Source organism: Stutzerimonas stutzeri (assembly GCF_024448935.1).
Classification (GTDB): domain Bacteria; phylum Pseudomonadota; class Gammaproteobacteria; order Pseudomonadales; family Pseudomonadaceae; genus Stutzerimonas; species Stutzerimonas stutzeri_AO.
The window spans coordinates 62,996-87,444 of the sequence record NZ_JAMOIE010000007.1; the positions used below are offsets into that span (position 1 = coordinate 62,996).

Sequence of the window (24,449 nt, forward strand, 5' to 3'; positions counted from 1 at the left end):
ACATTGCCTCATTTGAGGCGCTCCTGCACGCGCCGTCGAATGGTTTCGCTGACACGATCAGACAATTGGAGGCTGGTCAGCAGGGCGGGAATGTCTTCCTCGAGGTTGATTGAGAAATTGATGGGACGGCCGCCTTCCAGCGCGGGGTTGCGCCCGTGCAGCTTGAGGCCCAGGTCGAGTTTGCCGTCGGCGGTATAGTGCACATCGCTGGCGAGCAGATCGTAGTGGAAGTCGTCGAGCGCCTCGCTGACCAGGCGCATGGCCGGGTTGGCTTGGCCCAATGCCCGGATGTCCGGCGAGCGAAATTGCAGTGCGCCGCCAGGTTCGCGTGCCTGCAGCGAGCCTTGTTCGATACTGATTCCGGCTGCACTGCGCTGCAGCTGCAGTTCGCCATCGATCACGCCTGTGCCGGATAGTCCCTCGGCGGGGTAGGCTTCGAGCAATAATGGCAATTGCAGCCCGCGCAGGTGAGCTTTCAACTGCTGCGTGCCCGACCCAAAATCAGCCACGCCCGGTTCCAGCCATAGTCGACCGCCCAGCAGTCGCACCTCGGCGATACTCCAGGTCAGGCGGCCCTGAGCGAAGTTGCCGAGCGGCCCTGCGTATTCACCGGCGAAGCGCAAAGGGCCGAACGTAAAGCCCGGATTGGCCTCGTGCAAGGTCAGTTCCGTCACGTCCAACCGCAGCTGATCACGCTGTAACGCGGCCGAAATTTCTGCCTCGAGCCCGCTCAGTTCGGTGCGATCGTAAATGCCGCCGAGCCCCTTGACGCTGAGCTTGGCCGACGCTGCGAGTGGGCCGTTGCCCGGCAGGTTGAGTTGCGCCTGTCCGTGCAGGCGTCCGTTGTTCAGCTCCAGCAAGGGCGGCCAGTCGGCGAAAGTCGCGGCCAGTGGGTTGCCGGCGTGCAGGAACAGCTCAGGCAAGGTGACGTTGAGGCGAGCCGCGCTGTTAGCCCAGGTGTGGCTCAGCGCCACTGGCAGGCTGAGGCCGCCATCGTTGCTCAGCGGGCCGTCGAGGGAGACCTGCGATAAGTCCGCATTGAGTGTGCCGCTCCAGCGCCAGCCCTGCGGACGCAAGGCCGGCTGCTTTATTTCACTGGCCGTTACAGCGGGCTTGCCGGTAATCGCCAGGCGTCGAAGTTCACCCTCGGCAAAGCCTGCCTCCACCCCGACCCCCGCCAGCTGCATCATCAGCCTGCTGGCGGTCAGGCCTGACGCGCCTGACAGGCTGTCTGCTCGCAGCCTCGAGTCCTTGTCGAAGCGAATGGTGGCGTCCTGCTGTGAAACCCGCCCATTCAGCCGCAGGTCCGCTTCGAGCCCCTGCAAGCTGAAGTCCGCCGCGGTCATCGCCAGGTTGCGTAGCCTGAGCCGGGTTTGGTCGAAGGTCGCCGCGTAGGGCGCAGCGGTTGCCAGTACGAGACGCGTATCCAGCGTCACAGGCGAGAGGCCGCTGGTAGACAGGTGCACGCTCAAGGGCAGTGCCTGGGACGCCTCGTCAGTCTCTGTCGGTACGATCTGGAGACTCACGGCACTGGGGCGCAGCTGTGCCGGCAATGCCGCGAACAGATCCGCGGCCGGCTGCAGGATGACATCGCCGGCCAGCTCGGTTGGGATCCACAGGCCGTCATCGGCAAGAAGGCTCAAGTCCAGTTGACCCTGTAGCTGGCATAGCCCGACCACGGGCCAGGGCGCCGGTAGATTCGCCGATAATCGCAGTTCACCATTCAGTGCCTGCCAATTCTTCGCCAGCGTTTGCGTGTCGAGTTGCAGTGCCCAGCCGGCGCCGATCCGCATCTGCTCGGGTAGTGTCGGCAACGCCGGCGGCGTATAGGCCAGCCATTCATTCAACCAGGCCAGCAGCCACGGCGCTTCGGGCAAACCGTTCATGGCCAAGGTGCCGCGCCAGAGCGTCGAATCGGTCTGGGCAGTCAGTTGGTTCTGCATGCTCAAGCGCTGCTGGCCGTCCAGCAGCAATCCGAGATCCAGATGGGTGTCGCTGTCTTGTGCATACGCGTGCAGCGCCAAGGCCAGGCGATGCGCCTGATGGTCCAGTTGCAGGTTGAGCATGGCGGGAAGCAGCTCCTCCTCGCCAAGCTGCCAGCCAAGTTGCCCCTGGGCCCGGCAGGTTCCGCTTGCACAGGGCACAACCAAGTTCAGCGAAGCGATCTGTCCTCGTCGGGGCAGCCAAGCCGACCAGTCGTCCAGTTGCTCACGGTCGGGTAAAGAGAGGGGCTGGTTGTCGTCGTTCTTGCTGGCAGCTGGATGCCATCGGGCGTCGAGGCGCTCGATGCTCAGTGACCGAAGTGGCAGCAGTCGCCAGCCGCCTGCAAAGTCGAGGCGCAGATTGTCGAGTGTCACTGCGAGCCGTTCGCCGGTTGATGGCTGCCGAATGAGGACCATCTGCCCCACGGCAAAATGGTCGAGCGTCAGGCGCATCCCGCTGACGTCGAGCGTGACGATTCCGAGGTCGCGCTTGAGTTGTTGCCAGCGGAAGCCACCATAAAACCCGAACCCCAGAACGAGCAGAGCCAGGCCGGCAACCGCCAAGACCAGGATTGTCCGCCGCTTCGTCATGACCCGTTCCGCTGAAAATCGATGCGTAAGCATAGGCCGGTCGCTGCGCGCTTGCGACTGGCTCACGAACGGAAGTCGGCGAGACCGAACTGGGAGCGGAAAGTTCCTTGCCATGCCGCGAAACGCCAGGGGGACGCGCTCAGAAGGGCGTTTCGCGAAGATTGCGCCAAACTTGTGCACATTCGCTGTCGAGCGATTATGACAAATTATCGAAAATCAAAAGGATGCTTATATCCGCAATAACCTGCTGAAAAATAAAGGTTTTTTACATTGGCGAAAAAACCGCCAGTTTAACTGCAGCCCGCTAACCATAGGCGCTAGGGGGACTTGTAGGCTGGTTGCCCACAGAGTTATCCACAACTTCTGTGGATTAAATAATTGTGTGATGCAGATCATATATTTCGAATTTTTTTCAAGACTTTAACTTTGTCAAAAAAGGAGTAGAGTGCGCGCCCTTGTTCCCCCGAACCATTCGGTGACCATGAGAACGCATCCACTCGGCTCGAGCTCGCTCAAGAGCACTTCATCTTCTCCACGCCTGCCGCTGCGCATGGCGTTGTGGCTGCTGGACAGTCAGCGTCTAGGACAGACCAAGAGTGTCAAACGCATCGCCGGTCGGATGCTCAAGCAGCCGGCACTCGAAGGTGTGGTCGAAGCGCAGAGCCGCCTGGGACGGTTGCTCTGCCACGACTGCGACAGCCAGCGTGATCGTCGCATCGGTTTCGAACTGCTGCGCCAGGCCGCACGAGCCGGCGACCGTCAGGCCCAGCTAGAGCTTGGTCAGCTGTACTGCCAGGGGCAGCACCGCGAGCTGTCCAAAGCACGCCACTGGCTGGAACAGGCCGCGGCACAGGGCTCGGTGGAAGCCTCGCATATCCTTTCGGGGCTGTTGCCAAGCGCTAGAATCGGCGTCACAGACGGGCCGGCCTGACCTGCACGGGCTGGCTGGCTATACTGCCGGACAGTTCAGCCGGAGCCGTTCATGCCCTTCGATCCTCCTCTCTATCCAGCCGCCGGCCTCGGTGCCCTCTGCGTATTGCTCGCCATTGTTACGTGGTCGCTGCAACGACGGCTGTCCCTGCAGCAGGCGGAGCTGTCATTGCTCGACGAGCGGCTGAGTCAGGCGGTCATGGCGCAGGAGGGCCTCGGCGCGCAACTGGAAACCAGTCGCCAGGAGCAGGCCGATCTTCATGACGCCCGCGCAGCGCTTCAGGCCGAAGCCGCTGTCTTGCGACGAGAAACCGAATGGCTGCAGGCCCAGCGGTTGGAAAACCGAGAAGCGCTCGATGATCTGCAGGCCGAGCGCGATGCGCAGCAAGCGGAGCTGCGCACACTGAGCGCCGCTCACGCTGCGGTCACAGCCGAGCTGAACGAACAGCAGAAAACTCATGAGCAGCGTCTGGAAGATCTGCAGGGTGCCCGCGATGAGTTGCGGGCCCAGTTTGCCGAGCTGGCAGGCAAGATCTTCGAGGAGCGCGAGCAGCGTTTTGCCGAGACCAGTCATGAGCGTCTCGGCCAGCTGCTCGATCCGCTCAAGGAGCGCATCCAGTCGTTCGAGAAGCGCGTCGAGGAGAGTTACCAGAACGAGGCGCGCGAGCGTTTTTCCCTGGCCAAGGAGCTTGAACGGCTGCAACAGCTCAACCAGCGCCTCGGCGACGAAGCGACCAACCTGACCCGCGCCCTGCAGGGGCAGAAGACCCAAGGTAACTGGGGCGAGCTGATCCTCGAGCGGGTGCTCGAACATGCCGGGCTTGAAAAGGGCCGCGAATACCACACCCAGGTCAGTCTCAAGAGCGCCGATGGCGAGCGCTTCCAGCCTGACGTGTTGATCCAGCTGCCCGGCGACAAGCAAGTGGTGGTGGACGCCAAGGTCAGCCTCACCGCCTACCAGGCGCTGATCTGCGCCGAAGACGAGGGCAGCCGCGCGCTGGCCCTCAAGCAGCACGTCCTGTCGTTGCGCAATCACCTCAAAGGCTTGTCGCTCAAGGACTACCAGCGCCTCGAAGGGCTGCAGAGCCTGGATTTCGTCCTGCTTTTCGTGCCCATCGAAGCGGCGTTCGCGGCGGCGCTACAAGCCGACCCCGAGCTGTTTCAGGAGGCCTACAGCAAGCACATTGTGATCGTCAGCCCGACCACCCTGCTGGCGACGCTGAGGGTGATCGACAGCCTCTGGCGCCAGGAGCGGCAAAGCCAGAACGCTCGTGAGATCGCCGAGCGTGCCGGGGGGCTGTACGACAAATTTGCCGCGTTCATCCAGGATCTGGACGAGATCGGTAGCCGCCTGCAGCAACTGGACAAGGCCTACCTCGGCGCGCGTAACAAACTCACCGATGGTCGCGGCAATCTGATAAGCCGCGCCGAACAGCTCAAGCTGTTGGGCGCGCGGGCGAGCAAGCGGCTGCCGGCCGACTGGCTCGAGCGTGCCGGGGCCGAGGTGCCGCTGGAAGCTGAGGAGTAGCGCACGTTTGGCGTCACAGCAGCCACAACACCGCCAGCCCGGCCAGCAGACCGCTGAACATGAACGGTAGGGTCAGCATCGCCAGAGCGCGGCCGCCGATAAAGACGATCAGGCCTCCCTTGACCAGACTGTTGCTCAGCGCCGCGAGAAAGATGCCACGCACCGCGACCTGTTCAGCCAGATCGGTCCGGGCACTGTTGGCCAGCGACAGGGTGATCGCATCCACATCGGTCAGCCCGGACAGCAGGGCAATCAGATAGACCCCCGCGTCGCCCAGCCCCCTTTGCGCGCCTTCGACAAGGAACAGGATGAGTACGAGCAGGCCGGCAAAACGCAGCGCCGGACCCAGTTCGAACGGGTTTTTCAACGGTGGCTCGGCGGCGCTGTCGGGCTGCTGACCGGCGCGCAAGTAGTAGAACAAGGCGCCGGCGGCGTAGATCAGGCCGGCCGTCAGCATTGGCGCGAGCAAGGCCGGCAGCAACGCCCTATTGATCACCCCGACTTCCAGCAGTACCCGCGGGAACATCAGCGCCGAGGTTGCCAGCAGGCCCGCGGCCAGGGCGTGGCGCATTTTCCCCGAGTCCAGGCGGGCGAGGGTGATGGTCATCGCCGTGGAGGAAACGATGCCGCCCAGCAGGGCCGTGATCATCAAGCCGTGGCGGGTGCCCAACAGACGGATGGCGACATAGGCAGCAAAGCCAATACCGGCAATCAGCACCACCATCCACCAGGTGGTATAGGGGTTGAACGCCTGCCAGGGCCCATACCCCTGGTTCGGCAGCGCGGGCAGCAGCACCACGGAAATGAACAGCAGCTTCAGCACGCCGCTCAGTTCCGCTTCGTTTAGCTTGTGCAGCGCGCCGTGCAGTCGCGCTTTCAGGCTCAACAGCAAGGCCACCACGACCGCCACAGCGGCGGCCAGCAAGCGACTTTCGGCCACGGCCAGGCTGCCAAGCAGGAAGGTCAGCAGCAGCGCCATCTCGGTGGTCATGCCACGATCGGTATTGGTGCGGGACTCGATCACGTAGCCGGCGATCGTCAGCAGGGCCAGCACGACGAACATGGCCACCCAGGCGGACGTACCGAAATGACTGGCGCTCAGTGCAGCCAGGCCGCCGAACAGCCCGGCAAGGCCGAAGGTGCGGATGCCGGCCATCTCCTGGCCGTCGCTGTCACCGCCGCTCCAGCTGCGTTCCGTACCGATCAGCAGGCCCACGCCGAGGGCGGTTGCCAGGTTCAACAATGATTCGAGGGTCATGGGCAAAGGCCGTTGGCAACTTCTAATGAGACCAGTCTAGCCGTCTCGCTGCGGCCGCGGTTTGCGTTGACGCAACGCGACGTCAATGCAGCGGAACGTGGCGGCTCATCAGTGCGCGCAACGCTGCCGGCTTGACCGGTTTGGCGAGAAAATCCAGCCCCGCCGCATGGATCGCGGCGATCAGCTCCGGACGTCCGTCTGCACTGATCACCACTCCAGGGACCGGTTCGCCGAGGCGGGTGCGCAGCCAGGCCATCAATTCCGAGCCGGTCTCACCGTGATCCAAATGGTAGTCGACCAGCACCAATTGTGGGCGCACGTCATCACGCAGCAGTGCCTCGCATTCGGCCCGGTTACTGGCCGTCCAGACCTGGCAACCCCAGCGCGACAACAGGCTGTTCATGCCCACCAGAATGCTGTCTTCGTTGTCGATGCACAGCACCTGGATGCCGGTCAGGGCGGTTTGCTGCGCTTCGCCATTGCCACCACGGGTGACCTGTCGGAGCACCTGGCTGGCGATCGGTACCGTCACGCTGAATACACTTCCTTTGCCGGGCCAGGAGCGCACCGCCAGCGGATGGTTGAGTACCTGGCAGAAGCCGTCCGCAATCGCCAGGCCCAGTCCCAGGCCTTTCTCGGCGCGGGTCTGATGGCTGTCCAGACGTTTGAACTCCTCGAAGATCACTCGCAGCTTGTCTTCGGCGATGCCCGGGCCGTGGTCCCAGACTTCGAGCCGCAAGGAGCAGCCCTGGCGACGCACCCCTAGCACCACGCGACCTTTGGCGTAGCGGAAAGCATTGGTGAGGAAGTTCTGCAGCACCCGGCGCAGCAGGCGGATGTCGCTGTCAACCCGCAGTCGGCTGCCATGCACCCTGAAATCGACGCCTTGTTCGGCGGCGAGCATGGTGAACTCCGTGGCCAGCGTGTCGAACAGGGTCGCCAGCGGGAAGGGGTTGCGGTCGGGGGTGATGCGACCGTTTTCCAGGCGCGAAATATCGAGCAGGTCGGAGATCAGGTCTTCGGCCGAGCGCAAAGAGCTGTCCAGATGCCGAACCAGGTCCCGCACTTGCGCTGGCAGCGCATCGTGTTGGTGTGACAGGGCGGCGGAAAACAGCCGCGCCGCGTTCAGGGGCTGCATCAGGTCATGACTGACCGCGGCAAGGAAACGGGTCTTCGATTGGTTGGCCGCCTCGGCCGCGCTCTTGGCGGCCGCCAGCGCCTTGTTCAGTTTGGACAATTCATGGGTGCGCTCGCTGACGCGCTGTTCAAGGCCTTCGTTGGCATCCTTGAGGGCGCGTTCGGCGTCGCGGTAGGCGGTGATGTCACTGAAACTCATGACGAAGCCGCCGCCGGGCATGGGGTTACCGATCAGTTCGACCACCCGGCCGTTAGGGAAGGTGCGCTCCGAGGTGTGCGCGCGACCCTGGCGCATCCAGTACAGCCGCTTGGCCACGTGAGTATCCGGATCGCCGGGCCCGCAGAGGCCACGTTCGGCGTTGTAGCGGATGATGTCGGCAATAGGCCGGCCAATGTAGACCAGCCCGTCCGGGTACTCGAACATTTCCAGGTAGCGGTGGTTCCAGGCCACCAGCCGTAGCGACTGGTCGACCACGCTGATGCCCTGGGTGATGTTCTCGATCGCGCCCTGCAGCAGCGCGCGGTTGAACTGCAGCACTTCCGATGCTTCACCGACAATCCGCACCACGTCATCGACCTGCATGTCGCGGCCTTCCAGCGCAGCCTTGATCACGGCGCGGGTGGAGGAGGCGCCCAGCACACCGGCAAGCAAGCGCTCGGTATGGGCGATCCATTGACCGTCGGCCTGCTGTCGGGGTGAATAATCATGGCCGTGGCGTCGGGCAAAGCGCTGGAAGCTGAGTTCGGCGCGCTCGGCGCCGACGAAGCGTGAGGCCAGCAGGAGCAGATCCTCGACCTGCACGGCCAGCAGCCGGCGGGTGCTCGCCGTGGGGTGGATTTCCTGACCGATGAACCGGCTGGCCTGCCAGTGTTCGGCGACACGTGTCTGCGACAGGATTGACACCCAGAAGAACAGCGTCGCGTTGCCCACCAGCGACAGGGTGACGCCAAGCGTCAACGCGCTGGTATTGAATGGCAGGTCGGTTGTGTACATCCACTGCAGGCCAGGAAACATTTCCAGCGGCCAGCCGAGCAGCGGCAGAATCAGCGTGTAAAGCCAGATCAGTCCGCCTGCGGTGAGGCCAGCAAACACACCGCGGCGGTTGGCCTGCTTCCAGTACAGCGCGCCGACCATGGCCGGGGCCAACTGCGTGAGCGCGGCAAAGGCGATCTGGCCAATGGTCGCCAGGCTCGCACTGGAGCCCAGCAGGCGATAGCTGACATAGGCCAGCAGCAGGATCGCGACGATGCTGATCCGGCGCACCGAGAGCATCCAGTGGCGGAACACTTCGAAAGGTTGCTCGGCTTCCTTGCGCCGCAGCAACCAGGGCAACAGCATGTCGTTGGAGACCATGGTCGACAGCGCCACGCTGGCCACGATTACCATGCCGGTCGCGGCCGACGCGCCGCCAATGAACGCCAGCAGCGCCAGGGCAGGATGGGACTGGGCCAGTGGCAGGCTGATCACGAAGGAGTCCGGGCTGACGCCACTGGGCAACAGCAACTGGCCAGCCAGGGCGATCGGGATGACGAACACGGCGGCCAGTACCAGATACAACGGGAACACCCAGCGGGCCAGGCGAAAATCGTGCGGTTCGATGTTTTCCACCACCGTCACGTGGAACTGGCGTGGCAGGCAAACGATGGCCATCAGCGCGACGGTGGTCTGCACCATCATGGCAGGCCAGTTCACCGTTTCCTGCCAGAATTCCGAGAGTTCGGGGGCCTCGTGGGCTCGGTTGAACAGGTCGCCAAAACCATCAAACAGACCAAAGGTGACGAAGGCACCGATCGCGAGGAAGGCAAACAGCTTGACCAGCGACTCGAAAGCGATGGCCAGGACCATGCCGCGGTGGTGCTCGGTCACGTCCAGGTTTCGGGTGCCGAACAGAATGGTGAACAGCGCCAGCGCCATCGATACGATCAGCGCGGTGTCCTGCGCGCCGGAGCCGGCCGCGGCTTCGCCCGCGTTGCCCACCAGCAGGTTCACGCCGAGGACGATGCCCTTGAGCTGCAGTGCGATGTAGGGCAGCACGCCGACCAGGCAGATGAGCGTCACCACCACCGCCAGCGGTTGCGATTTGCCGTAGCGCGCGGCGATGAAGTCCGCAATCGAAGTGATATTTTCCTGCTTGCTGATCATGATCATCTTCTGGATGACCTGCGGTGCCAGCAGCATCAGCAGAATCGGGCCAAGGTAGATCGGCAAGAAGGCCCAGAGTTGTTCAGCCGACTGGCCGACCGCGCCGAAGAAGGTCCAGCTGGTGCAATAGACCGCCAGCGACAGGCTATAAACCCAGGCCCGAAACCGCGGCGACAACTGGCGGCGGTTGCGATCCCCGTAAAAGGCAATGGCAAACAGCACGGCCATATAAGTGAAGGCGACCAGCGCGATCAGCCCACCGGACAACGACATGCGAACTCCAGACGACAAATGAAGAGCCGATTACAACCCGATGCGATAGGGCGTCGATCGCGCCGCTGCGCTGATCGAAGTCAGCGCAGCGATGCGACTGCTAATGACCGGATACCACTCGGGCGGCTCAAGCGCGGCAGGTTTCGGATAACCGGAAGGCTGCCGCTTGTTGATAGATGAATGTATGAAGTTTCGCAGTAAAAGGGGATCACGTGTTGCGGCTGCGACCATGGTCGCATGAGGTGAGCGATCGCCGATGAATCGGCGCAAGGGACCGTGCCAGACGACTTGCTGGCTGGCTTGGCTGCTCGTAAGGCCAGCATTGCGTTTTGCCGCAGTCCGAGGCATTTTCCCAGGCTCGCCTTGGATCGGCTGGGCGCAGACGCCGCTGCGGCTGGGCACTTCCGGTCCGTGCAGCGATCGCAACAGCGGGATCCGCCAGAAGTCCGTTACTCAGGAGAGCCTTTGATGTTCACGCCGCACCCGGTCACCTTGCAGCGAGGAGCCCTGCGTCTCGACCCGCTTGCAGAAACCGACATCACGGCCCTGGTGGAGATTGCCGAGCGCAACCGCGACGAGCTGGTCTACCTTAACGGCCCCCTGCGCCCGGACTGGTATCGCCTGGCTATCAGTGAACAGCGCGAGGGCCGGGCCGTGGCGTTCGCCCTGCGCATGGGAGACCGCATCGTCGGCACCACCCGCTTCGCCGATTTCAACCCATCACTGCCAGCCGGTGAACTCGGCTGGACCTGGCTGGACAGGGCCGAGCATGGCAGCGGTCTGAATGCCTCGATCAAGTACCTATTGCTCAAACATGCCTTCGAAGAATGGCAACTGGTGCGTCTGCAGTTGAAAACCGCTGCCAGCAACCTGCGCTCGCAACGTGCCATCGAAAAGCTAGGCGCCCAGCGCGAAGGGCTGCTGCGCAACCATCGCCGTCTCGCCGATGGAAGGCTCGACGACACCGTTCTTTACAGCATTACCGATCGTGAATGGCCCGCCGTCAAAGACCTGCTGGAGTCGCGTGCCCACGGATGACCCGTTGCGAATGCATCGATGCGCGCCCGTCGCCTTCAGCGCCAACATAGGCTAATGTCTGCCGTATCCACGGGCGGGGTTCGACCCGCGGTCATCAGTCCGTCTTCATCTCCCTCTATGCTCCGGCCGCAATACGCAATAGCGGTGCGTGGCTCATCACTGTTTGCGGTGCATACCTAAGGAGCCACGATGTCCCGCTTGCAAGAGTTCTTGCATGGTTGTCGCGATATCCTCCCGCTGATCGTCGGCGCGATCCCGTTTGGCATCATCTTCGGCACGCTGGCCATCGGTGCAGGACTGTCTCCCTGGCAGACCATCGGCATGTCGGCGCTGGTGTTCGCCGGCTCCGCGCAGTTCATCGCCGTCACGCTGATTACCGGCGGCGTGGGTGCTGCCGTGGTGCTGCTGACGACCTTCGTCGTCAACTTGCGGCATGCGCTCTACAGCGCGGCGTTGCAGCCGTTCGTGCGGCACCTGTCGAGCCGCTGGCGGGTGCCGCTGGCATTCTGGCTGACCGATGAGGCCTTCGCCGTCATCCAGCATCGCTATGCCAGTGAGGATGCGTCGCCGCACAAGCACTGGTTCTTCTTCGGCGCAGCGTTGACCATGTACCTGTCCTGGCAGCTGGCGACCCTGGCCGGGATCGCCTTCGGCCAGGCGGTGCCGGACGTGGCCAGCTGGGGCCTGGATTTCGCCATGATCGCGACCTTCATCGGCATTGCCGTGCCGATGATGCGCACCCGTCCGCAGGTGGCGTCGGCGCTGGTAGCCGCGGCCGTGGCGCTATTGACCTGGAATCTGCCGTACAAGCTCGGCCTGATTGCCGCGGCGCTGGCCGGCATCGTCGTCGGCGTCTGGCTCGAGCAACGGGCCGAGCGTCGTCAGGGGGAGGCGAGCCCATGCAAACCTGGTTGCTGATTTTCGGCATGCTGGCGATCACCTTCATGACGCGCTACAGCTTTTTCGCCTGGCCCGACCTGCGCTTTCCGCGCGTGGTGGAGCAGGGCCTGCATTACGTGCCGGTTGCCGTGCTGACCGCCATCGTGGTGCCCGGCATGCTCAGGCCCGAGGGTGAGTGGGCGCTCGACTGGCACAATGCCTATCTGATGGCCGGCCTGCTGTCGATCCTGGTTGCGGCGCGGACCCGCAACCTGTTGGCGACCATTGCCGGCGGGCTGCTGAGCTTCTTCGTGATGCGCTGGGCGTTCGGGCAATTGCCACTGTGAACCCACCGGCGAATCTTGTTTCGGATGACCCACCCGGAGACCCGCAATGACCGCGCATTCGCAGTTCGGCCTGCTCGGCACACGACGCTTCCTGCCGTTCTTCCTTACGCAACTGCTCGGTGCCTTCAACGACAACGTGTTCAAGCAGGCACTGGTACTGGCGATCCTCTTCAAGCTGGGCACCGCCGCCGATGTCAGTCTGCTGGTGAACCTCTGCGCGTTGCTGTTCATCCTGCCGTTCTTCCTGTTCTCCGCACTGGGCGGCCAGTGCGGAGAGAAGTATGAAAAGGCCTGGTTGATCCGCCGCATCAAGTTCGCCGAGATCCTCATCATGCTGGTCGGCGCGCTGGGAATGTGGCTGGGCAACCTGCCGCTGCTGCTCGTCGCACTGTTCTGCATGGGCACTCAGTCGGCACTGTTCGGGCCGGTGAAATATTCGATCCTGCCGCAGCAATTGCGACCCGATGAGTTGGTCGGCGGCAATGCGCTGGTCGAGATGGGCACCTTTCTGGCGATCCTTGGCGGCACCATCGCGGCGGGCGTCTTGATGGGCTACCTCGACTACGCCCTGTGGGTGTCGCTGACGGTGGTGGGGCTGGCCATGGCGGGCTTTCTCGCCAGCCGGGCGATTCCGCTGTCGGCGGCGGCATTGCCGAGCCTGCGGCTGGACTGGAACCTGGTGCGCCAGTCGCTGCAGATCATGCGGTTGGGGTTGGCGCAGCAGCGCGCCGTTTCCCGCGCCATGATCGGCAATTCCTGGTTCTGGTTTCTCGGCGCGGTGTACCTGACCCACATTCCGGCCTTCACCCGTGATTGGCTGCAGGGTGACGAGGGGGTGGCGACGCTCATCCTGGCGGTGTTCTCGATCGGTATCGCGCTGGGCTCGATGCTCTGCGGGCGGTTGTCCCGGCATCGCCTGGAGCTGGGCCTGGTGCCGCTGGGCTCGAGCGGTTTGACGCTGTTCGGCGTGCTGCTCTGGTGGCATGCCGGCGGTGTACCGGCCGCAGAGCTGGCCAGGGACTGGTCGATATTGTTGGCCGAGCCGCACGCCTGGTGGGTGCTGATCGATATCCTCGGTCTGGGCACCTTCGGTGGGCTCTACATCGTGCCGCTGTACGCGTTGATCCAGTCCCGCACGGCGCTCGAGGAGCGCTCTCGGGTGGTGGCCGCGAACAACATTCTCAACGCCTTGTTCATGGTGATCTCGGCGATCTTTTCCATCGTGTTGCTCACGGTCGCGGGGCTGACGATTCCGCAGCTGTTTCTCACTGTGGCGCTACTGAATGTGCTGGTGATCGGCTGGATATGCTATTCGGTGCCGGAGTTCGCGCAGCGTTTGCACTCCTGGCTGTTGCGCCGGCCGCTGCCGCCGGCGGGTTGATCGTCGCGCAGTAGGTATGGCGATCATCCTCCCGGCGTGCTTTTTTTCAGGCGGAGCGGCGGGGGCGTAGTGGGGAGGAGGTCGGTCGACGCTGATGGCGGTATGTATTTCGGCGGCGCGCGCGACCACCAGGTTCGATCCCGCGCTGCCGAAGCCGAGTCGCTCAGCCTGGCGAGCGACTCGTTCGTTCAGGGTTGCTGTGGCGTGGCGCCAGGCACCTGCCAGCCGATCGCCTGTGCTTCGGCTCGCTGCAACGGGTCCAGCAAGGCGCTGCGGGCGCCGCCCTGTTCGCCGGCGAAGGCGCCACAGCGATGGAGATCGTCGTAGCGGGACGCGGCCATGTCGCGCAACCGGGCGAGCCGTTGCAAGGTCAGCGGGGTGCAGGTCTGGCCGTCCAGATCGTCAGCCACCTCGCCGTCGATCCACGGCGACAGTAGCACGCCGTGTCTGAAGCTTGCGTAGCGGGTGTCGACGATGCCCTCGAGTCGACGCCGTACTCTCGCACCCAGTCGGTCAGCCATTCGATCAGGTAATCGCGGACCCGGTAGCCCTCGCGCGCCACCGCACCGGTGGGTTGCTTGTGCTGCAGGAAGATGGGCAGGCCGACCGGCTCGTCGTGCTCGGTCTTGAAGTCGGGCAGGAAGCTCAACGAGCCCTTGACCGGATCGACCAGGGCGCTCGGCGGCTGATCATAATCGCCAAGCCCGGCGCGCACTCAGTCCTTGCCCCACCACTTGACCCAGTCCGGGTGCTGGTAGTCGACCAGGTTGTGATAGGCGTGGAGGTTTTCGTGGGACTCGGGCTGCCAGTCTGTCCACTGGGCGGGCAGGTATTGCGCCATGCCTTCGCGCAGCCCGCCAAAGCCGAACGTCTGCATGTCGGCCAGGGTCGAGTAGCCAGGGTGGTTCATCACCACGTCGAACAGTACGCGGATGCCGCGCGCATGCGCCTCGGCCATCAATTCGCGCAGGTCGGCCTCGCTGCCCATGTTGGCGTCCAGTTCGGTGTAATCGAGCGCGTAGTAGCCGTGGTAGCCGTAGTGGCGAAAGTCGCCCTTGTCGCCGCCGCCGACCCAGCCATGGATCTGCTCGTAGGGTGCGGTGATCCAAACGGCACTGACGCCGAACTCGGCCAGGTAATCGAGTTTGCCGGCCAGCCCCTTCAGGTCACCGCCATGGAAGGTGCCGATCTCTTGCTCGCCGTCGGGCTGACGGCCATAGCTGCGGTCGTTGGATGGGTCGCCGTTGGCGAAGCGGTCGGTGATGACGAAGTAGACGGTCGCGTTGCGCCAGTCGTAGGGCATGTCGGCAGGTGCCTCGACGGCTTCGAGCAGCAGCAGGCCATCGCTGCCCGCAGCCGGGGTGAGGGTGACCTGGCCGTCATGCACCGCCGTGGCCTGGCCGCTGTAGGCATCGCGCACGCGCTCGCCTTCGGCGAAAACGCCATCGACCTTGACGCTCACCGGCTCACCGCGCCACACCGGGCAAGGGATCCCAGGCTTCGCGGGTTCGGCTTCCTTTATGGGCAGCAGACGCAGGCTGGCGTCCGCGCCGGTATCGACGATCAGGCGATAGCGGCCAGGTGCGGGAACGTCGAAGCGCAACGCAGTGTCTCTCTCCAGCGCCTGCTTGCGGTATGCCGCCAGCGGCTGCGACCGTGCGGCGCCGGCGGTGCCCAGTTCGAGCCTGCCGGCAGGCAGGGTCAACTCGGTGCTGTAGCGCTCCGCCTGCATCTCGTGCCAGCGAAGTTCGATGGGTTGGTCAGCGATGCGTGCCGTGATCGAAGGCTCGGCCAAGGCCAGCTGAGTGGGAAGGGCGATGGCAAAAGCCAGCAGGTGACAAGCGCGCGTCCGGGGGTGCATGGTGTCGGTCCGGTTTGTTGTTTTCGCAACATTTAACATCCGACTGCCAGCCAGGTGCAGGCGTAACGATGCTTTTGCAGGCGGAATTTTGGTCATCGCCTGCATTGTCTACGCCCTGTCGCTACGCCCTCCCCGGTCGCGCGGGGGAGGATGTGCGCCCCCGGTCACTGGTCGAAGATGCCGGAACTGCGAATGCCCAAGGGCGGCAGCGTGTGGGATCAACAATAAGAAGCCACGAGGAAAAGCAATATGAACAAAACGCTGTTGGGTATGGCCGCGATGGGTCTGGCTGCGACCTTCGGTCTTCCGATGCCGGTAATGGCAGCGATCGAAGAAGGCAAGCTGGTTATCTGGATCAACGGTGACAAGGGCTACAAGGGCCTGGAAAAGGTCGGCCAGAAATTCACCGCCGAAACGGGCATCCCGGTCGAAGTGGCACATCCGGACAGTGCCACCGACAAGTTCCAGCAGGCCGCCGCGACCGGCAACGGTCCCGACATCTTCATCTGGGCTCACGACCGCATCGGCGAGTGGGCCAAGAGCGGACTGATCACGCCGATCACCCCAAGTAGAGAGACCAAGGATGAAGTGGCTGATTTCGCCTGGGACGCGGTGAGCTACGGCAACAAGCTGTGGGGTTACCCGATTGCGGTGGAAACCATCGGCCTGATCTACAACAAGGCGCTGGTCAGCACGCCGCCGAAGAGCTTCGACGACGTCTTCGCGCTCAATGAAAAACTCGCCGCCAACGGCAAGCGCGCCATCCTCTGGGACTACAACAACACCTACTTCACCTGGCCGCTGCTGGCAGCCAACGGTGGCTATGTGTTCGAGAGGACCGACGCGGGCCTCGACATCAAATCGACCGGGGTGAACAACGCTGGCGCCAAGCAGGGCGGCAAGCTGCTCGCCGATCTGATCGAGAAGGGCGTCATGCCCAAAGGCGCCGACTACAGCGTCGCCGAAGCCGCATTCAACAAGGGCGACTCGGCGATGATGATCAGCGGGCCCTGGGCCTGGAGCAACATCGAGAAGAGCGGCATCGACTTCGGTGTGGCGCCGATTCCGTCGATCAACGGCGAACCCGGCAAGCCCTTCGTTGGCGTCACCGCGGCGATCCTCAACGCAGCCAGCCCGAACAAGGACCTGGCCGTCGAGTTCCTGGAGAACCACCTGCTGGCCGTCGAGGGCCTGAAGACGGTCAATGCCGATGTCCCGCTGGGTGCTGTGGCGAACAAGGCGTACATGGAGGAGCTGTCGAGCAACCCGCACATCAAGGCTACCTTCGAGAACGCGCAGATGGGCGAACCCATGCCGAACGTACCGGAGATGGGGATCTTCTGGTCGTCCATGGCGGCCGCGCTGACCAACATCACCTCGGGCCGGCAGACAGTCGACGCCGCCCTGGATGATGCCGCCAAGCGCATCACCCGCTGAAATCGTCGCCGATCACCGGTCGCAGTATCGCGACCGGCGATCTACGCTCCAGGTTAGAAAGGTTCTCCGTCGTGAATGCCCTTGCCGAGTTGCCCAGCCCTGCCATGACAAACCATACAAGGACGCTTCATTCCTCGTTGAAATTCGGGCTGCGCTGGTTGGTCTGGCTTACCTTCAACGCGCTCTCGCTGTATCTGGTCGTGGCGCTCTATGCCCAGCGGCAACCGGCGTTCGCCATACTCGGCCTGGTCGTGACGGGAATCGCCAGTTACGTATTCATCAGCCGGCGCACCTACGCCCATCGCTATATCTATCCAGCGGTAGCGGGCATGCTGGTGTTCGTCATCTTTCCGCTGCTGTACACGGTCGGGATCGGCTTCACCAACTACAGCGGCAGCAATCTGCTGAGCCAGGAACAGGTCAAGCAGTATCACCTCAATCAGACCTACCTGGCCGGGGAGCGCTACCGGTTCAGCCTGCATGCCAGCCCCGAGGGCGAACGCCTGCGCGTCGACAGGGGCGAGCAGGGCGTGTTCGTCAGTGATCCGCTGACGGGCGAGCCGAATGCCGAAGAGCCCCTGGCGATGCAGCCGGCCGAGGATGTTGCCGATCTGGGCAAGGCCTTGCCGCTGCGCGACGTCATCCAGCGCCGCGATCAATTGCAACAGTGGGTCATGCAGGGTCCGGACGGCAGCCTGCTGCGTCTGTATGGGCTGCGCGAAGTGGCCGCGGTGCAGCCGCTCTATAGGCAGGCCGAAGACGGCGTGCTGATCAACAACAAGACCGGCGAACGCCTGACGCCGAACCCGGAAACGGGTTTCTACGTCGACAATGACGGCAAAGCGCTGGCGCCTGGTTTCGCGGTGTTTACCGGTTTCGACAACTTCACCAAGGTGCTGACGGATCCGAGCATTCGCGAACCCTTCGTGCAGATCTTCATCTGGACGGTGGCCTTCGCCGCGCTGACCGTGCTCTTCACCCTGGCCGTCGGCCTGGTGCTGGCGAGCCTGCTGCAGTGGGACATGGTGCGTGGCAAACCGTTCTATCGGGTGATGCTGATTCTGCCTTATGCCGTGCCGGCATTCATCTCCATCCTGGTCTTCCGCGGGCTGTTCAACCAGAACTTCGGCGAGATCAACCTGCTGCTCGATACGCTGTTCGGAATCCGCCCGGACTGGTTCAGCGATCCCACGCTGGCACGCAGCATGATTCTCGTCGTCAATACCTGGCTCGGTTATCCGTACATGCTGCTGCTGTGTATGGGCTTGCTGCAGGCCATCCCGCGTGATCTTTACGAGGCCTCGGCGATGGATGGCGCGACGCCCCTGGACAACCTGCTGAAGATCACCTTGCCGCTGCTGATCAAGCCGCTGGCGCCTTTGCTGATCGCAAGCTTTGCGTTCAACTTCAACAACTTCGTGCTGATTACCCTGCTGACACGCGGCGGACCTGACATCATCGGCGCGACTACGCCGGCCGGTACCACCGACCTGCTGGTCAGCTACACCTACCGCATCGCTTTCCAGGACTCTGGACAGAACTTCGCCCTCGCGGCCGCCATCTCCACGCTGGTCTTCCTGTTGGTCGGTGCCATGGCCTGGCTGAACCTGAAACTCTCGAATGTGAAAGTGTGAGGAAAACCGGTCATGGCCATCGTTCAAGGTAAATCCGTCAAATATCGCCTCTGGCTGGCGCACGCTTCGCTGCTCGTCTTCATCGCACTGTGTTTCCGTTGCTGATGGTGGTATCCATCTCGTTCCGTGAAGGCAACTTCGCCACCGGCAGCCTGTTGCCCGACCACCCGACGCTCGAACATTGGTCGCTGGCGCTGGGCATCCCCTACACCCACGCCGACGGCACGGTGACCAACCCACCGTTCCCGGTGCTGTTGTGGCTGTGGAACTCGTTGAAGATCGCGCTGATCAGCTCGGTGCTGATCCTGATGCTCTCGACTACCAGCGCCTACGCATTCGCGCGCATGCGCTTCCGTGGCAAGGCGCCGATTCTCAAGGGCATGCTGATTTTTCAGATGTTTCCACCCGTTCTGTCACTGGTCGCCATCTATGCCTTGTTCGACCAGCTCGGTCAGTACATCGCCTGGCTCGGGGTGAATACCCACGGCGCGGTGATCGTCGCTTCGCTGGGCGGGATGGCGTTGCATATCTGGACGATCAAGGGCTATTTCGAAAGCATCGACGGTTCGCTGGAGGAGGCGGCCATCGTCGACGGCGCCACGACCTGGCAGGCGTTCTTTTATATCCTGCTGCCGATGAGCGTGCCGATTCTTGCAGTGGTATTCATTCTCGCCTTCATCAGCAGTGTGACCGAATACCCGATCGCGTCGGTACTGCTGATGGATGTCGACAAGCTGACATTGGCCGTCGGTGCCCAGCAATACCTGTACCCGCAGAACTACCTGTGGGGCGATTTCGCCGCTGCCGCCGTGCTGTCCGGCCTGCCGATCACGGTGGTGTTTCTGTATTGTCAGCGATGGATCGTTGGCGGGCTGACCGCCGGTGGGGTGAAGGGCTAGGTCTCGCGCAGTCGCGACCTCGATGGACCAGGCGACCCGGCCAGGGAACGAAGTACGGGAGATGACCATGAATGCCGCAATACCTGAACCTTTGCCGCTGATACCGGCGAAGCTGAGCATGCCGCCGACGCCCAGAGGGCTGCTCTCGCGCCCTCGACTGGATGAGTGGCTGCAGCGACTCGGGGAGGTGCGTCTGGCGGTACTGCATGCGCCGAGTGGCTTCGGTAAGACCACGCTGGCTTGCCAGTGGGCGCGGGCATTTCCGGGGCGGGTTGCCTGGCTGCAACTGCACCCGACGGATAACGATCCACGGCAGCTGGCTCGCTACTTGCTGCATGTGCTCGATGCGCAGCTGGAGCAGGGTTGTTCGCGCAGTCTGCTGCTTGCGGAGCAGGGTAGCGAGGCCTTCGATGTCTTGCTCACGCATTTGCTGGCGGAGCTGCCGGCCGGAAACGAACCGCTGCTTCTGGTGCTTGACGACTTCGAGACGCTGGTGAACCCCGAGGTCATCGCGGTGTTGCGCTTTTTCCTGCGCAACATGCCGTCCTGGTTGACCCTCCTGGTGTGTAGTCGCGGCCTGCCTGAGCTGGGGGTGGCCGATCTGCGCGTCAAGCATCAATTGCTGACCGTGGATACGGCGCAACTGGCGTTCGAAACCGACGAGGTCGAAGCCTTGCTCAAGGAAGGGTTGCCGGTGACCGTCAACCGCGAGCAGGTGGAGCGACTCAACCGCCGCATCGGTGGCTGGCCCTGTGCGTTGCAATTGGCGCTGCAGGAAGTGCAGACCAGCCGTGGCATGGATCTGTTTCTGGAAAACCTGCAACTCGGCCATCCCTTCGTCCGCGACTACATGCGCGAACAGGTGATGAGCCCGCTCGGTTCGGCGACGGTCGAGTTCCTCCAGACGACCTGTCTGCTGGAGCGCTTCAATGCCGCCCTGGCCAATCACCTGACCCAGGGCAGCAATTCCCGGGACATGCTCGAGCAGCTCGAACGGAACGGTCTGTTCGTACAACCCCTCGACAGTCTGCGTCAGTGGTACGCCTACCATCCGCTGTTCGGCATCTTTCTGCAGGGCGAACTGCATACCCATCAGCCGCAGCGTGTACCTGAACTTCATCTGCGTGCGGCCGAGGCGCTGATGACCGAGAGCATGCCGGAGGAGGCAGCACGCCATGCGGTGCAGGCGCGCTGCCCGACGCGCGTGGGCGAGGTGCTGGAGCGGTTCGGTCGGCAATTCTATCGTCAGGGACGGCTGGGGCTGTTGCAACAATGTCTGGAAACGCTGCCAGAGGCCGTCATCGCCGGGTCGCCGTTATTCACGCTGCTGCAGGCGTGGGTGTCGCAGAATTCCTACCAGTTCGATCAGGTCGAGCGCTGGTTCAAGGCCGGAGAGCAGGCCCTGCAGCACAGTTGCTCGGAAGATGACTGGGCACGCATCGTCGGCGAATTCAATGCCGTGCGCGCGCAGGTGGCGATGAATCAGGGGGACGAGCAGCAGGCCATCGCGCTGGCTCGCGAGGCGTTGGTGCGTGAGCCGCTGATCATGCGCACCTCCAAGGTCGCCGCGCTATCGGGCCTGGCCGAGGCGCACTTCGTGCAGGGGTTGCTGCCTCAGGCGCAACAGCAATATCAGGACGCTGAAAGCCGCGCACGGGAAATTCGCGCCTCGCACCTGGTGGTGTGGAATCTCGGCCAGCTCTCGGAGATCGCCATCGCCCAGGGCTTTCTGCAAAAGGCGTACTCGCTGCAGGAAAGGGCGATTCAGTATGTCGAACAGGCCGAGCTGCGAGCCACGCCGATCATGGAATTCATCTACCGCGTGCGCGGGCAGGTGCTGCTCGAATGGCACCATCTCGACGCCGCCGAGCAGTGCGCGCTGCAGGGCATCCAGATCCTCGAAGACGTTGGTGAACGATGGTTGCTGCAGTGCTACGCGCTGCTCGCTGGGATCGCCCACGCACGGGGCCAGCAGAGCGCCTGCGCCGATTACATCGGCAAGATGCAGAGCATGCTGGCCGACGACAATTACCACGTCGACTGGCTCGCCAACGCCCACGCGGTGATGCTCAGCTACTGGGATTCGACCCAGGACAAGACTGCAATCCAGCAGTGGCTGCTCACCGCGCCCGCGCTCGAGCGGGGGCTCAATCACTTCGCCCAGTACAACGGCCGCAACCACGCACGTGCGCACCTGTCGCTGAAACAGGCGGACAAGGCGCTGCCTATCCTCAGGCAGCTGCAAGGCGATGCCGAACAGCACGGCCTGGTCATGGACCTGAACCGCAACCATATCCTCCTGGCGCAACTGCATTGGCAGCGCGAGGAACGACAGCAGGCGCTCGACCATCTGCAACAAGCACTGACGCTGGCCACCAGCACAGGCGCCATCGGCAGCTTTCTACGCATCGGCAAGCTGATCATCGCCATGCTCAAGGCGTTGCAGCACGAGCGCACGCTCGGCGAACTCGAAGCTCAGCGAGCCGATCGGTTGATCCAGCTGGCGCAGCAGCAGCGCGACTTCAGCCGGGCGATCCGCATCACCCTCGACGAAGCGGTGATCCAGGACATCATCAACCGTCCGGATGTGCCCGAGCTGATCCGCCATTCGCCGCTGACGCGCCGAGAGTGGCAGGTGCTGAGCCTGATCCACGCGGGGCAGTCCAACGAGCAGATCGCGGAACACCTGAATGTCGCGCCGACGACGATCAAGACTCACATCCGCAGCCTGTATCAAAAGCTCAACATCACTCACCGCAACGAGGCGGTGCAGCTGGCGCGCAGCCTGCTGAGCAAGATCCAGGGCGAGTGACCGGTATGTAGCCATTCAGTACGCACCCGACCGGCCCGGTACGGGTTCCGTTCAAGCTTAGCGAGAGCCGAAGATGACGCTGGGCGAAAAAACAGAAGATGCTCGCCGGCGAACTCTACCGGCCCGGCGACGCCGATCAAGCCGCCGCCAGAGCCTGAATGATGCATTACAACGCAGCGCTCGGCGAAAACACCGGCGGTGCGACGTGACTTGCTGAAAGAGATTTCAGCCCGGATGTTTCTTTTTTGTATGAGCCGCTTGATCAGGCGAGGTAGCCGCCGTCTACATTGAGCGACAGGCCGGTGGTGTAGCTCGACGCATCGCTGGCGAGATAGAGCACAGCGCCCGCCATTTCGCTGGGATCCGCAACACGGTGCAGTGGGATGTGACGTAGCGCTTCTTCGCGGATCGAGTCGTTCTTGACCAGGGCCGAGGCAAACTTGGTGTCCGTGAGGCCTGGAAGCAGGGCATTGCAGCGAATGCCTTGGGCGGCGCACTCCTTGGCGAAAGCCTTGGTCATGTTGATTACCGCTGCTTTGGTGACCGAGTAGATACCCTGGAAGTTGCCCGGCGTGACGCCATTGATCGAGGCTACGTTGATGATGCTGCCGCCCCCATGCTCACGCATCAATTTGCCGGCCTCGACGGACATGAAGAAATAGCCCCGGATATTCACATCAACCGTTTTCTGAAAGGCTGACACGTCGGTGTCCAGAATATGGCAAAACTGCGGATTGGTAGCCGCGTTGTTGACCAAGATGTCCAGCCGGCCGAACCGTTCGCGAATTTGAGCGAAGACGGCCTGGATCTGTTCGAGTTCACCGATATGGCAGGCGACGGCTGTGGCCTTGCCACCGTCGGCGTTGATCGCATCAGCAACCGCCTGGCAGCCTTCGATTTTGCGGCTTGAAACAATAACGTGGGCCCCTTGCTGGGCCAGCAGTTTGGCGATGGCTTCGCCAATGCCACGGCTGGCACCGGATACGAAGGCAATCTTGCCGTCCAGGTCAAATAGGTTGGTCTTGCTCATGGAGTCGGTTTTCCTCTTGGTGAGCTGTGTTACAGCTTCGATTTGTTAATGACCTGCAGGCTCACTTGCTCGAGCAGGGCGTTCATTTGTACGAACTTGGCGAATCGCTTGTCCTGGGTCTGATCGTGGAAGTAGCGGTAGTAGATTTGTTGGACAATCGCCGCCAGGCGGAACAGGCCATAGGTGTAGTAATAATCGAAGTTGTCGATGCGAATACCCGCGCGCTCGGCGTAGTAGTCGACGAATTGCTGACGAGTCAGCATGCCGGGTGCGTTGCTTGGCTGTTTGCGAATCAGCTGCATCGGCGCCGGGTCCGTCGCTTCTATCCAATAGGCAAGCGTATTGCCCAAATCCATTAGAGGATCACCCAGCGTCGTCATCTCCCAATCCAGAACGCCGATGATCTCCATGGGGTTATCCGGATTGAGGATTACATTATCGAAGCGGTAGTCGTTGTGGATGATGGCCGGCTTGTGGTGATCGGCTGGCATCTTGTCCCGCAGCCAAGCCTTAACCGGCTCCCATCCAGGCGCGTCAGCCGTGATCGCCCGCTCATACCGATCGATCCAGCCATTTATCTGCCGCTGGACGTAACCTTCGGGCTTGCCCAGATCACCTAGGCCGCAGGCGTAGTAGTCAACATTGTGCAGGTCGACGAACTTGTCGATGAAGCTCTTGCACAGCGCAGTGGTCTGCTCCGGCGTGAATCCAAGTTCGGCGGGCATGTCCTCACGGAGGATGATGCCCTTGACCCGCTCCATCAGGTAAAACTCGGCCCCGATAAGCGTCTCGTCGGTGCAATAGGCGTAGGCCTTCGGGCAGTACGGAAAGCCAGCGTTGAGCTGGTTGAGGATTCGGTATTCGCGTCCCATGTCATGTGCGGACCTGGCCTTGTGACCAAAGGGAGGACGGCGGAGCACGAATTCCTGTTTCGGGTATTCAAGCAGGTAGGTCAGGTTGGAAGCCCCGCCCGGAAACTGCGAAATACTCGGCAGGCCTTCTAGTCCCGGGATGTGGGCTTTCAGGTACTGGTCGATGGCCTCGGTGGGCAGTTCTTCGCCGTCACGTATGCGGCTGGTCTGATCAGTAAGCGCCATGCGTGTCCCTTTTCTATAATCGATGCCTTAATGGCCGGGTATGGCAGGCTTCAAGCCACGGCGCCATTGACCATCCGACGATGCTAATCTAATGCGCGCGCTGAGCATCACCAAGGGAAGTCGGCCGTTATTGGCCGGGGTGTTGCCGCGTAATCAAGGCGCCTGATGCTTGGAAAACCCAGGAAGAGAGCG

At 62.8% G+C, this 24,449-nt stretch carries 15 protein-coding genes and 3 pseudogenes; 11 read left to right on the forward strand and 7 right to left on the reverse strand.

Annotated features, from left to right (window positions below; genetic code table 11):
• Window positions 1-8 precede the first annotated feature (8 nt).
• On the reverse strand, window positions 9-2,573 hold the full coding sequence (locus tag NA637_RS03545; RefSeq protein ID WP_256071044.1) for a YdbH domain-containing protein: 2,565 nt from the start codon (window positions 2,571-2,573) through the stop codon (window positions 9-11).
• A gap of 550 nt (window positions 2,574-3,123) precedes the next feature.
• Here NA637_RS03545 and NA637_RS03550 point away from each other — a divergent pair.
• Window positions 3,124-3,504, forward strand: a complete 381-nt coding sequence (locus NA637_RS03550) for a tetratricopeptide repeat protein (RefSeq protein WP_256071060.1) — start codon at window positions 3,124-3,126, stop codon at window positions 3,502-3,504.
• A 51-nt stretch (window positions 3,505-3,555) separates the two neighbouring features.
• Window positions 3,556-5,031, forward strand: a complete 1,476-nt coding sequence (gene rmuC, locus NA637_RS03555; protein ID WP_272888899.1) for a DNA recombination protein RmuC — start codon at window positions 3,556-3,558, stop codon at window positions 5,029-5,031.
• 13 nt (window positions 5,032-5,044) lie between these two features.
• On the opposite strand, the gene NA637_RS03560 is transcribed toward rmuC, so the two are convergent.
• Together NA637_RS03560 and NA637_RS03565 are read right to left on the reverse strand one after the other, a co-directional pair.
• Window positions 5,045-6,289, reverse strand: a complete 1,245-nt coding sequence (locus NA637_RS03560) for an MgtC/SapB family protein (RefSeq protein WP_256071045.1) — start codon at window positions 6,287-6,289, stop codon at window positions 5,045-5,047.
• An 82-nt stretch (window positions 6,290-6,371) separates the two neighbouring features.
• Window positions 6,372-9,842: a hybrid sensor histidine kinase/response regulator gene (locus NA637_RS03565; RefSeq protein WP_256071047.1), complete on the reverse strand. Its 3,471-nt coding sequence runs from the start codon at window positions 9,840-9,842 to the stop codon at window positions 6,372-6,374.
• A gap of 468 nt (window positions 9,843-10,310) precedes the next feature.
• Between NA637_RS03565 and NA637_RS03570 the strand changes: the two genes are divergently transcribed.
• From NA637_RS03570 to NA637_RS03585, 4 genes are all read left to right on the forward strand, one after another.
• Window positions 10,311-10,880, forward strand: coding sequence for a GNAT family N-acetyltransferase (locus NA637_RS03570; protein WP_256071048.1), 570 nt, complete (start codon window positions 10,311-10,313; stop codon window positions 10,878-10,880).
• 189 nt (window positions 10,881-11,069) lie between these two features.
• Entirely contained in the window at window positions 11,070-11,798 is a 729-nt protein-coding gene (locus NA637_RS03575) for an AzlC family ABC transporter permease (RefSeq protein WP_256071049.1), read from the forward strand.
• Window positions 11,780-12,106, forward strand: coding sequence for an AzlD domain-containing protein (locus NA637_RS03580; RefSeq protein WP_256071050.1), 327 nt, complete (start codon window positions 11,780-11,782; stop codon window positions 12,104-12,106). The genes NA637_RS03575 and NA637_RS03580 overlap by 19 nt, the downstream gene beginning before the upstream one ends.
• A 46-nt stretch (window positions 12,107-12,152) precedes the next feature.
• Window positions 12,153-13,487: an MFS transporter gene (locus tag NA637_RS03585; RefSeq protein ID WP_256071051.1), complete on the forward strand. Its 1,335-nt coding sequence runs from the start codon at window positions 12,153-12,155 to the stop codon at window positions 13,485-13,487.
• A gap of 188 nt (window positions 13,488-13,675) precedes the next feature.
• Here NA637_RS03585 and NA637_RS03590 read toward each other — a convergent pair whose 3' ends face one another.
• A complete protein-coding gene (locus tag NA637_RS03590) occupies window positions 13,676-14,008 on the reverse strand; it encodes a hypothetical protein (RefSeq protein ID WP_256071062.1) in 333 nt (110 codons plus the stop codon).
• Window positions 13,954-15,348 (reverse strand): annotated as a pseudogene (locus NA637_RS03595) (alpha-amylase family glycosyl hydrolase); the annotation flags it as partial. The gene NA637_RS03590 and the pseudogene NA637_RS03595, both read right to left, overlap by 55 nt.
• A 249-nt stretch (window positions 15,349-15,597) precedes the next feature.
• Here NA637_RS03595 and malE point away from each other — a divergent pair.
• The 5 genes and pseudogenes from malE to NA637_RS25620 all read left to right on the forward strand — a co-directional run.
• Complete coding sequence (malE, locus tag NA637_RS03600) at window positions 15,598-16,785, forward strand: maltose/maltodextrin ABC transporter substrate-binding protein MalE (RefSeq protein WP_256071052.1); 1,188 nt, start codon at window positions 15,598-15,600, stop codon at window positions 16,783-16,785.
• A gap of 71 nt (window positions 16,786-16,856) precedes the next feature.
• Entirely contained in the window at window positions 16,857-18,419 is a 1,563-nt protein-coding gene (gene malF / locus NA637_RS03605) for a maltose ABC transporter permease MalF (RefSeq protein ID WP_256071054.1), read from the forward strand.
• A gap of 12 nt (window positions 18,420-18,431) precedes the next feature.
• Window positions 18,432-19,318: pseudogene (malG, locus tag NA637_RS03610) on the forward strand (maltose ABC transporter permease MalG).
• Window positions 19,319-19,385: 67 nt separating this feature from the next.
• Complete coding sequence (gene malT, locus NA637_RS03615) at window positions 19,386-22,130, forward strand: HTH-type transcriptional regulator MalT (RefSeq protein ID WP_256071055.1); 2,745 nt, start codon at window positions 19,386-19,388, stop codon at window positions 22,128-22,130.
• A 98-nt stretch (window positions 22,131-22,228) separates the two neighbouring features.
• Window positions 22,229-22,352 (forward strand): annotated as a pseudogene (locus NA637_RS25620) (maltose acetyltransferase domain-containing protein); the annotation flags it as partial.
• Window positions 22,353-22,392: 40 nt separating this feature from the next.
• Here the strand turns inward: NA637_RS25620 and NA637_RS03620 are convergent.
• Both NA637_RS03620 and NA637_RS03625 read right to left on the reverse strand, forming a co-directional pair.
• Window positions 22,393-23,160, reverse strand: a complete 768-nt coding sequence (locus tag NA637_RS03620; protein ID WP_256071056.1) for an SDR family oxidoreductase — start codon at window positions 23,158-23,160, stop codon at window positions 22,393-22,395.
• Window positions 23,161-23,189: 29 nt separating this feature from the next.
• Window positions 23,190-24,257: a phosphotransferase family protein gene (locus tag NA637_RS03625; protein ID WP_256071057.1), complete on the reverse strand. Its 1,068-nt coding sequence runs from the start codon at window positions 24,255-24,257 to the stop codon at window positions 23,190-23,192.
• Between the last annotated feature and the right edge of the window lie 192 nt (window positions 24,258-24,449).

Excerpts from the sequence above, each read along its gene's own strand:
- NA637_RS03545 (WP_256071044.1), bottom strand. The coding sequence starts at position 2,573 with ATGACGAAGCGGCGGACAATCCTGGTCTTGGCGGTTGCCGGCCTGGCT.
- NA637_RS03550 (WP_256071060.1), top strand. The coding sequence starts at position 3,124 with ATGGCGTTGTGGCTGCTGGACAGTCAGCGTCTAGGACAGACCAAGAGT.
- rmuC (WP_272888899.1), top strand. The coding sequence starts at position 3,556 with ATGCCCTTCGATCCTCCTCTCTATCCAGCCGCCGGCCTCGGTGCCCTC.
- NA637_RS03560 (WP_256071045.1), bottom strand. The coding sequence starts at position 6,289 with ATGACCCTCGAATCATTGTTGAACCTGGCAACCGCCCTCGGCGTGGGC.
- NA637_RS03565 (WP_256071047.1), bottom strand. The coding sequence starts at position 9,842 with ATGTCGTTGTCCGGTGGGCTGATCGCGCTGGTCGCCTTCACTTATATG.
- NA637_RS03570 (WP_256071048.1), top strand. The coding sequence starts at position 10,311 with ATGTTCACGCCGCACCCGGTCACCTTGCAGCGAGGAGCCCTGCGTCTC.
- NA637_RS03575 (WP_256071049.1), top strand. The coding sequence starts at position 11,070 with ATGTCCCGCTTGCAAGAGTTCTTGCATGGTTGTCGCGATATCCTCCCG.
- NA637_RS03580 (WP_256071050.1), top strand. The coding sequence starts at position 11,780 with ATGCAAACCTGGTTGCTGATTTTCGGCATGCTGGCGATCACCTTCATG.
- NA637_RS03585 (WP_256071051.1), top strand. The coding sequence starts at position 12,153 with ATGACCGCGCATTCGCAGTTCGGCCTGCTCGGCACACGACGCTTCCTG.
- NA637_RS03590 (WP_256071062.1), bottom strand. The coding sequence starts at position 14,008 with ATGGCTGACCGACTGGGTGCGAGAGTACGGCGTCGACTCGAGGGCATC.
- malE (WP_256071052.1), top strand. The coding sequence starts at position 15,598 with ATGAACAAAACGCTGTTGGGTATGGCCGCGATGGGTCTGGCTGCGACC.
- malT (WP_256071055.1), top strand. The coding sequence starts at position 19,386 with ATGAATGCCGCAATACCTGAACCTTTGCCGCTGATACCGGCGAAGCTG.
- NA637_RS03620 (WP_256071056.1), bottom strand. The coding sequence starts at position 23,160 with ATGAGCAAGACCAACCTATTTGACCTGGACGGCAAGATTGCCTTCGTA.
- NA637_RS03625 (WP_256071057.1), bottom strand. The coding sequence starts at position 24,257 with ATGGCGCTTACTGATCAGACCAGCCGCATACGTGACGGCGAAGAACTG.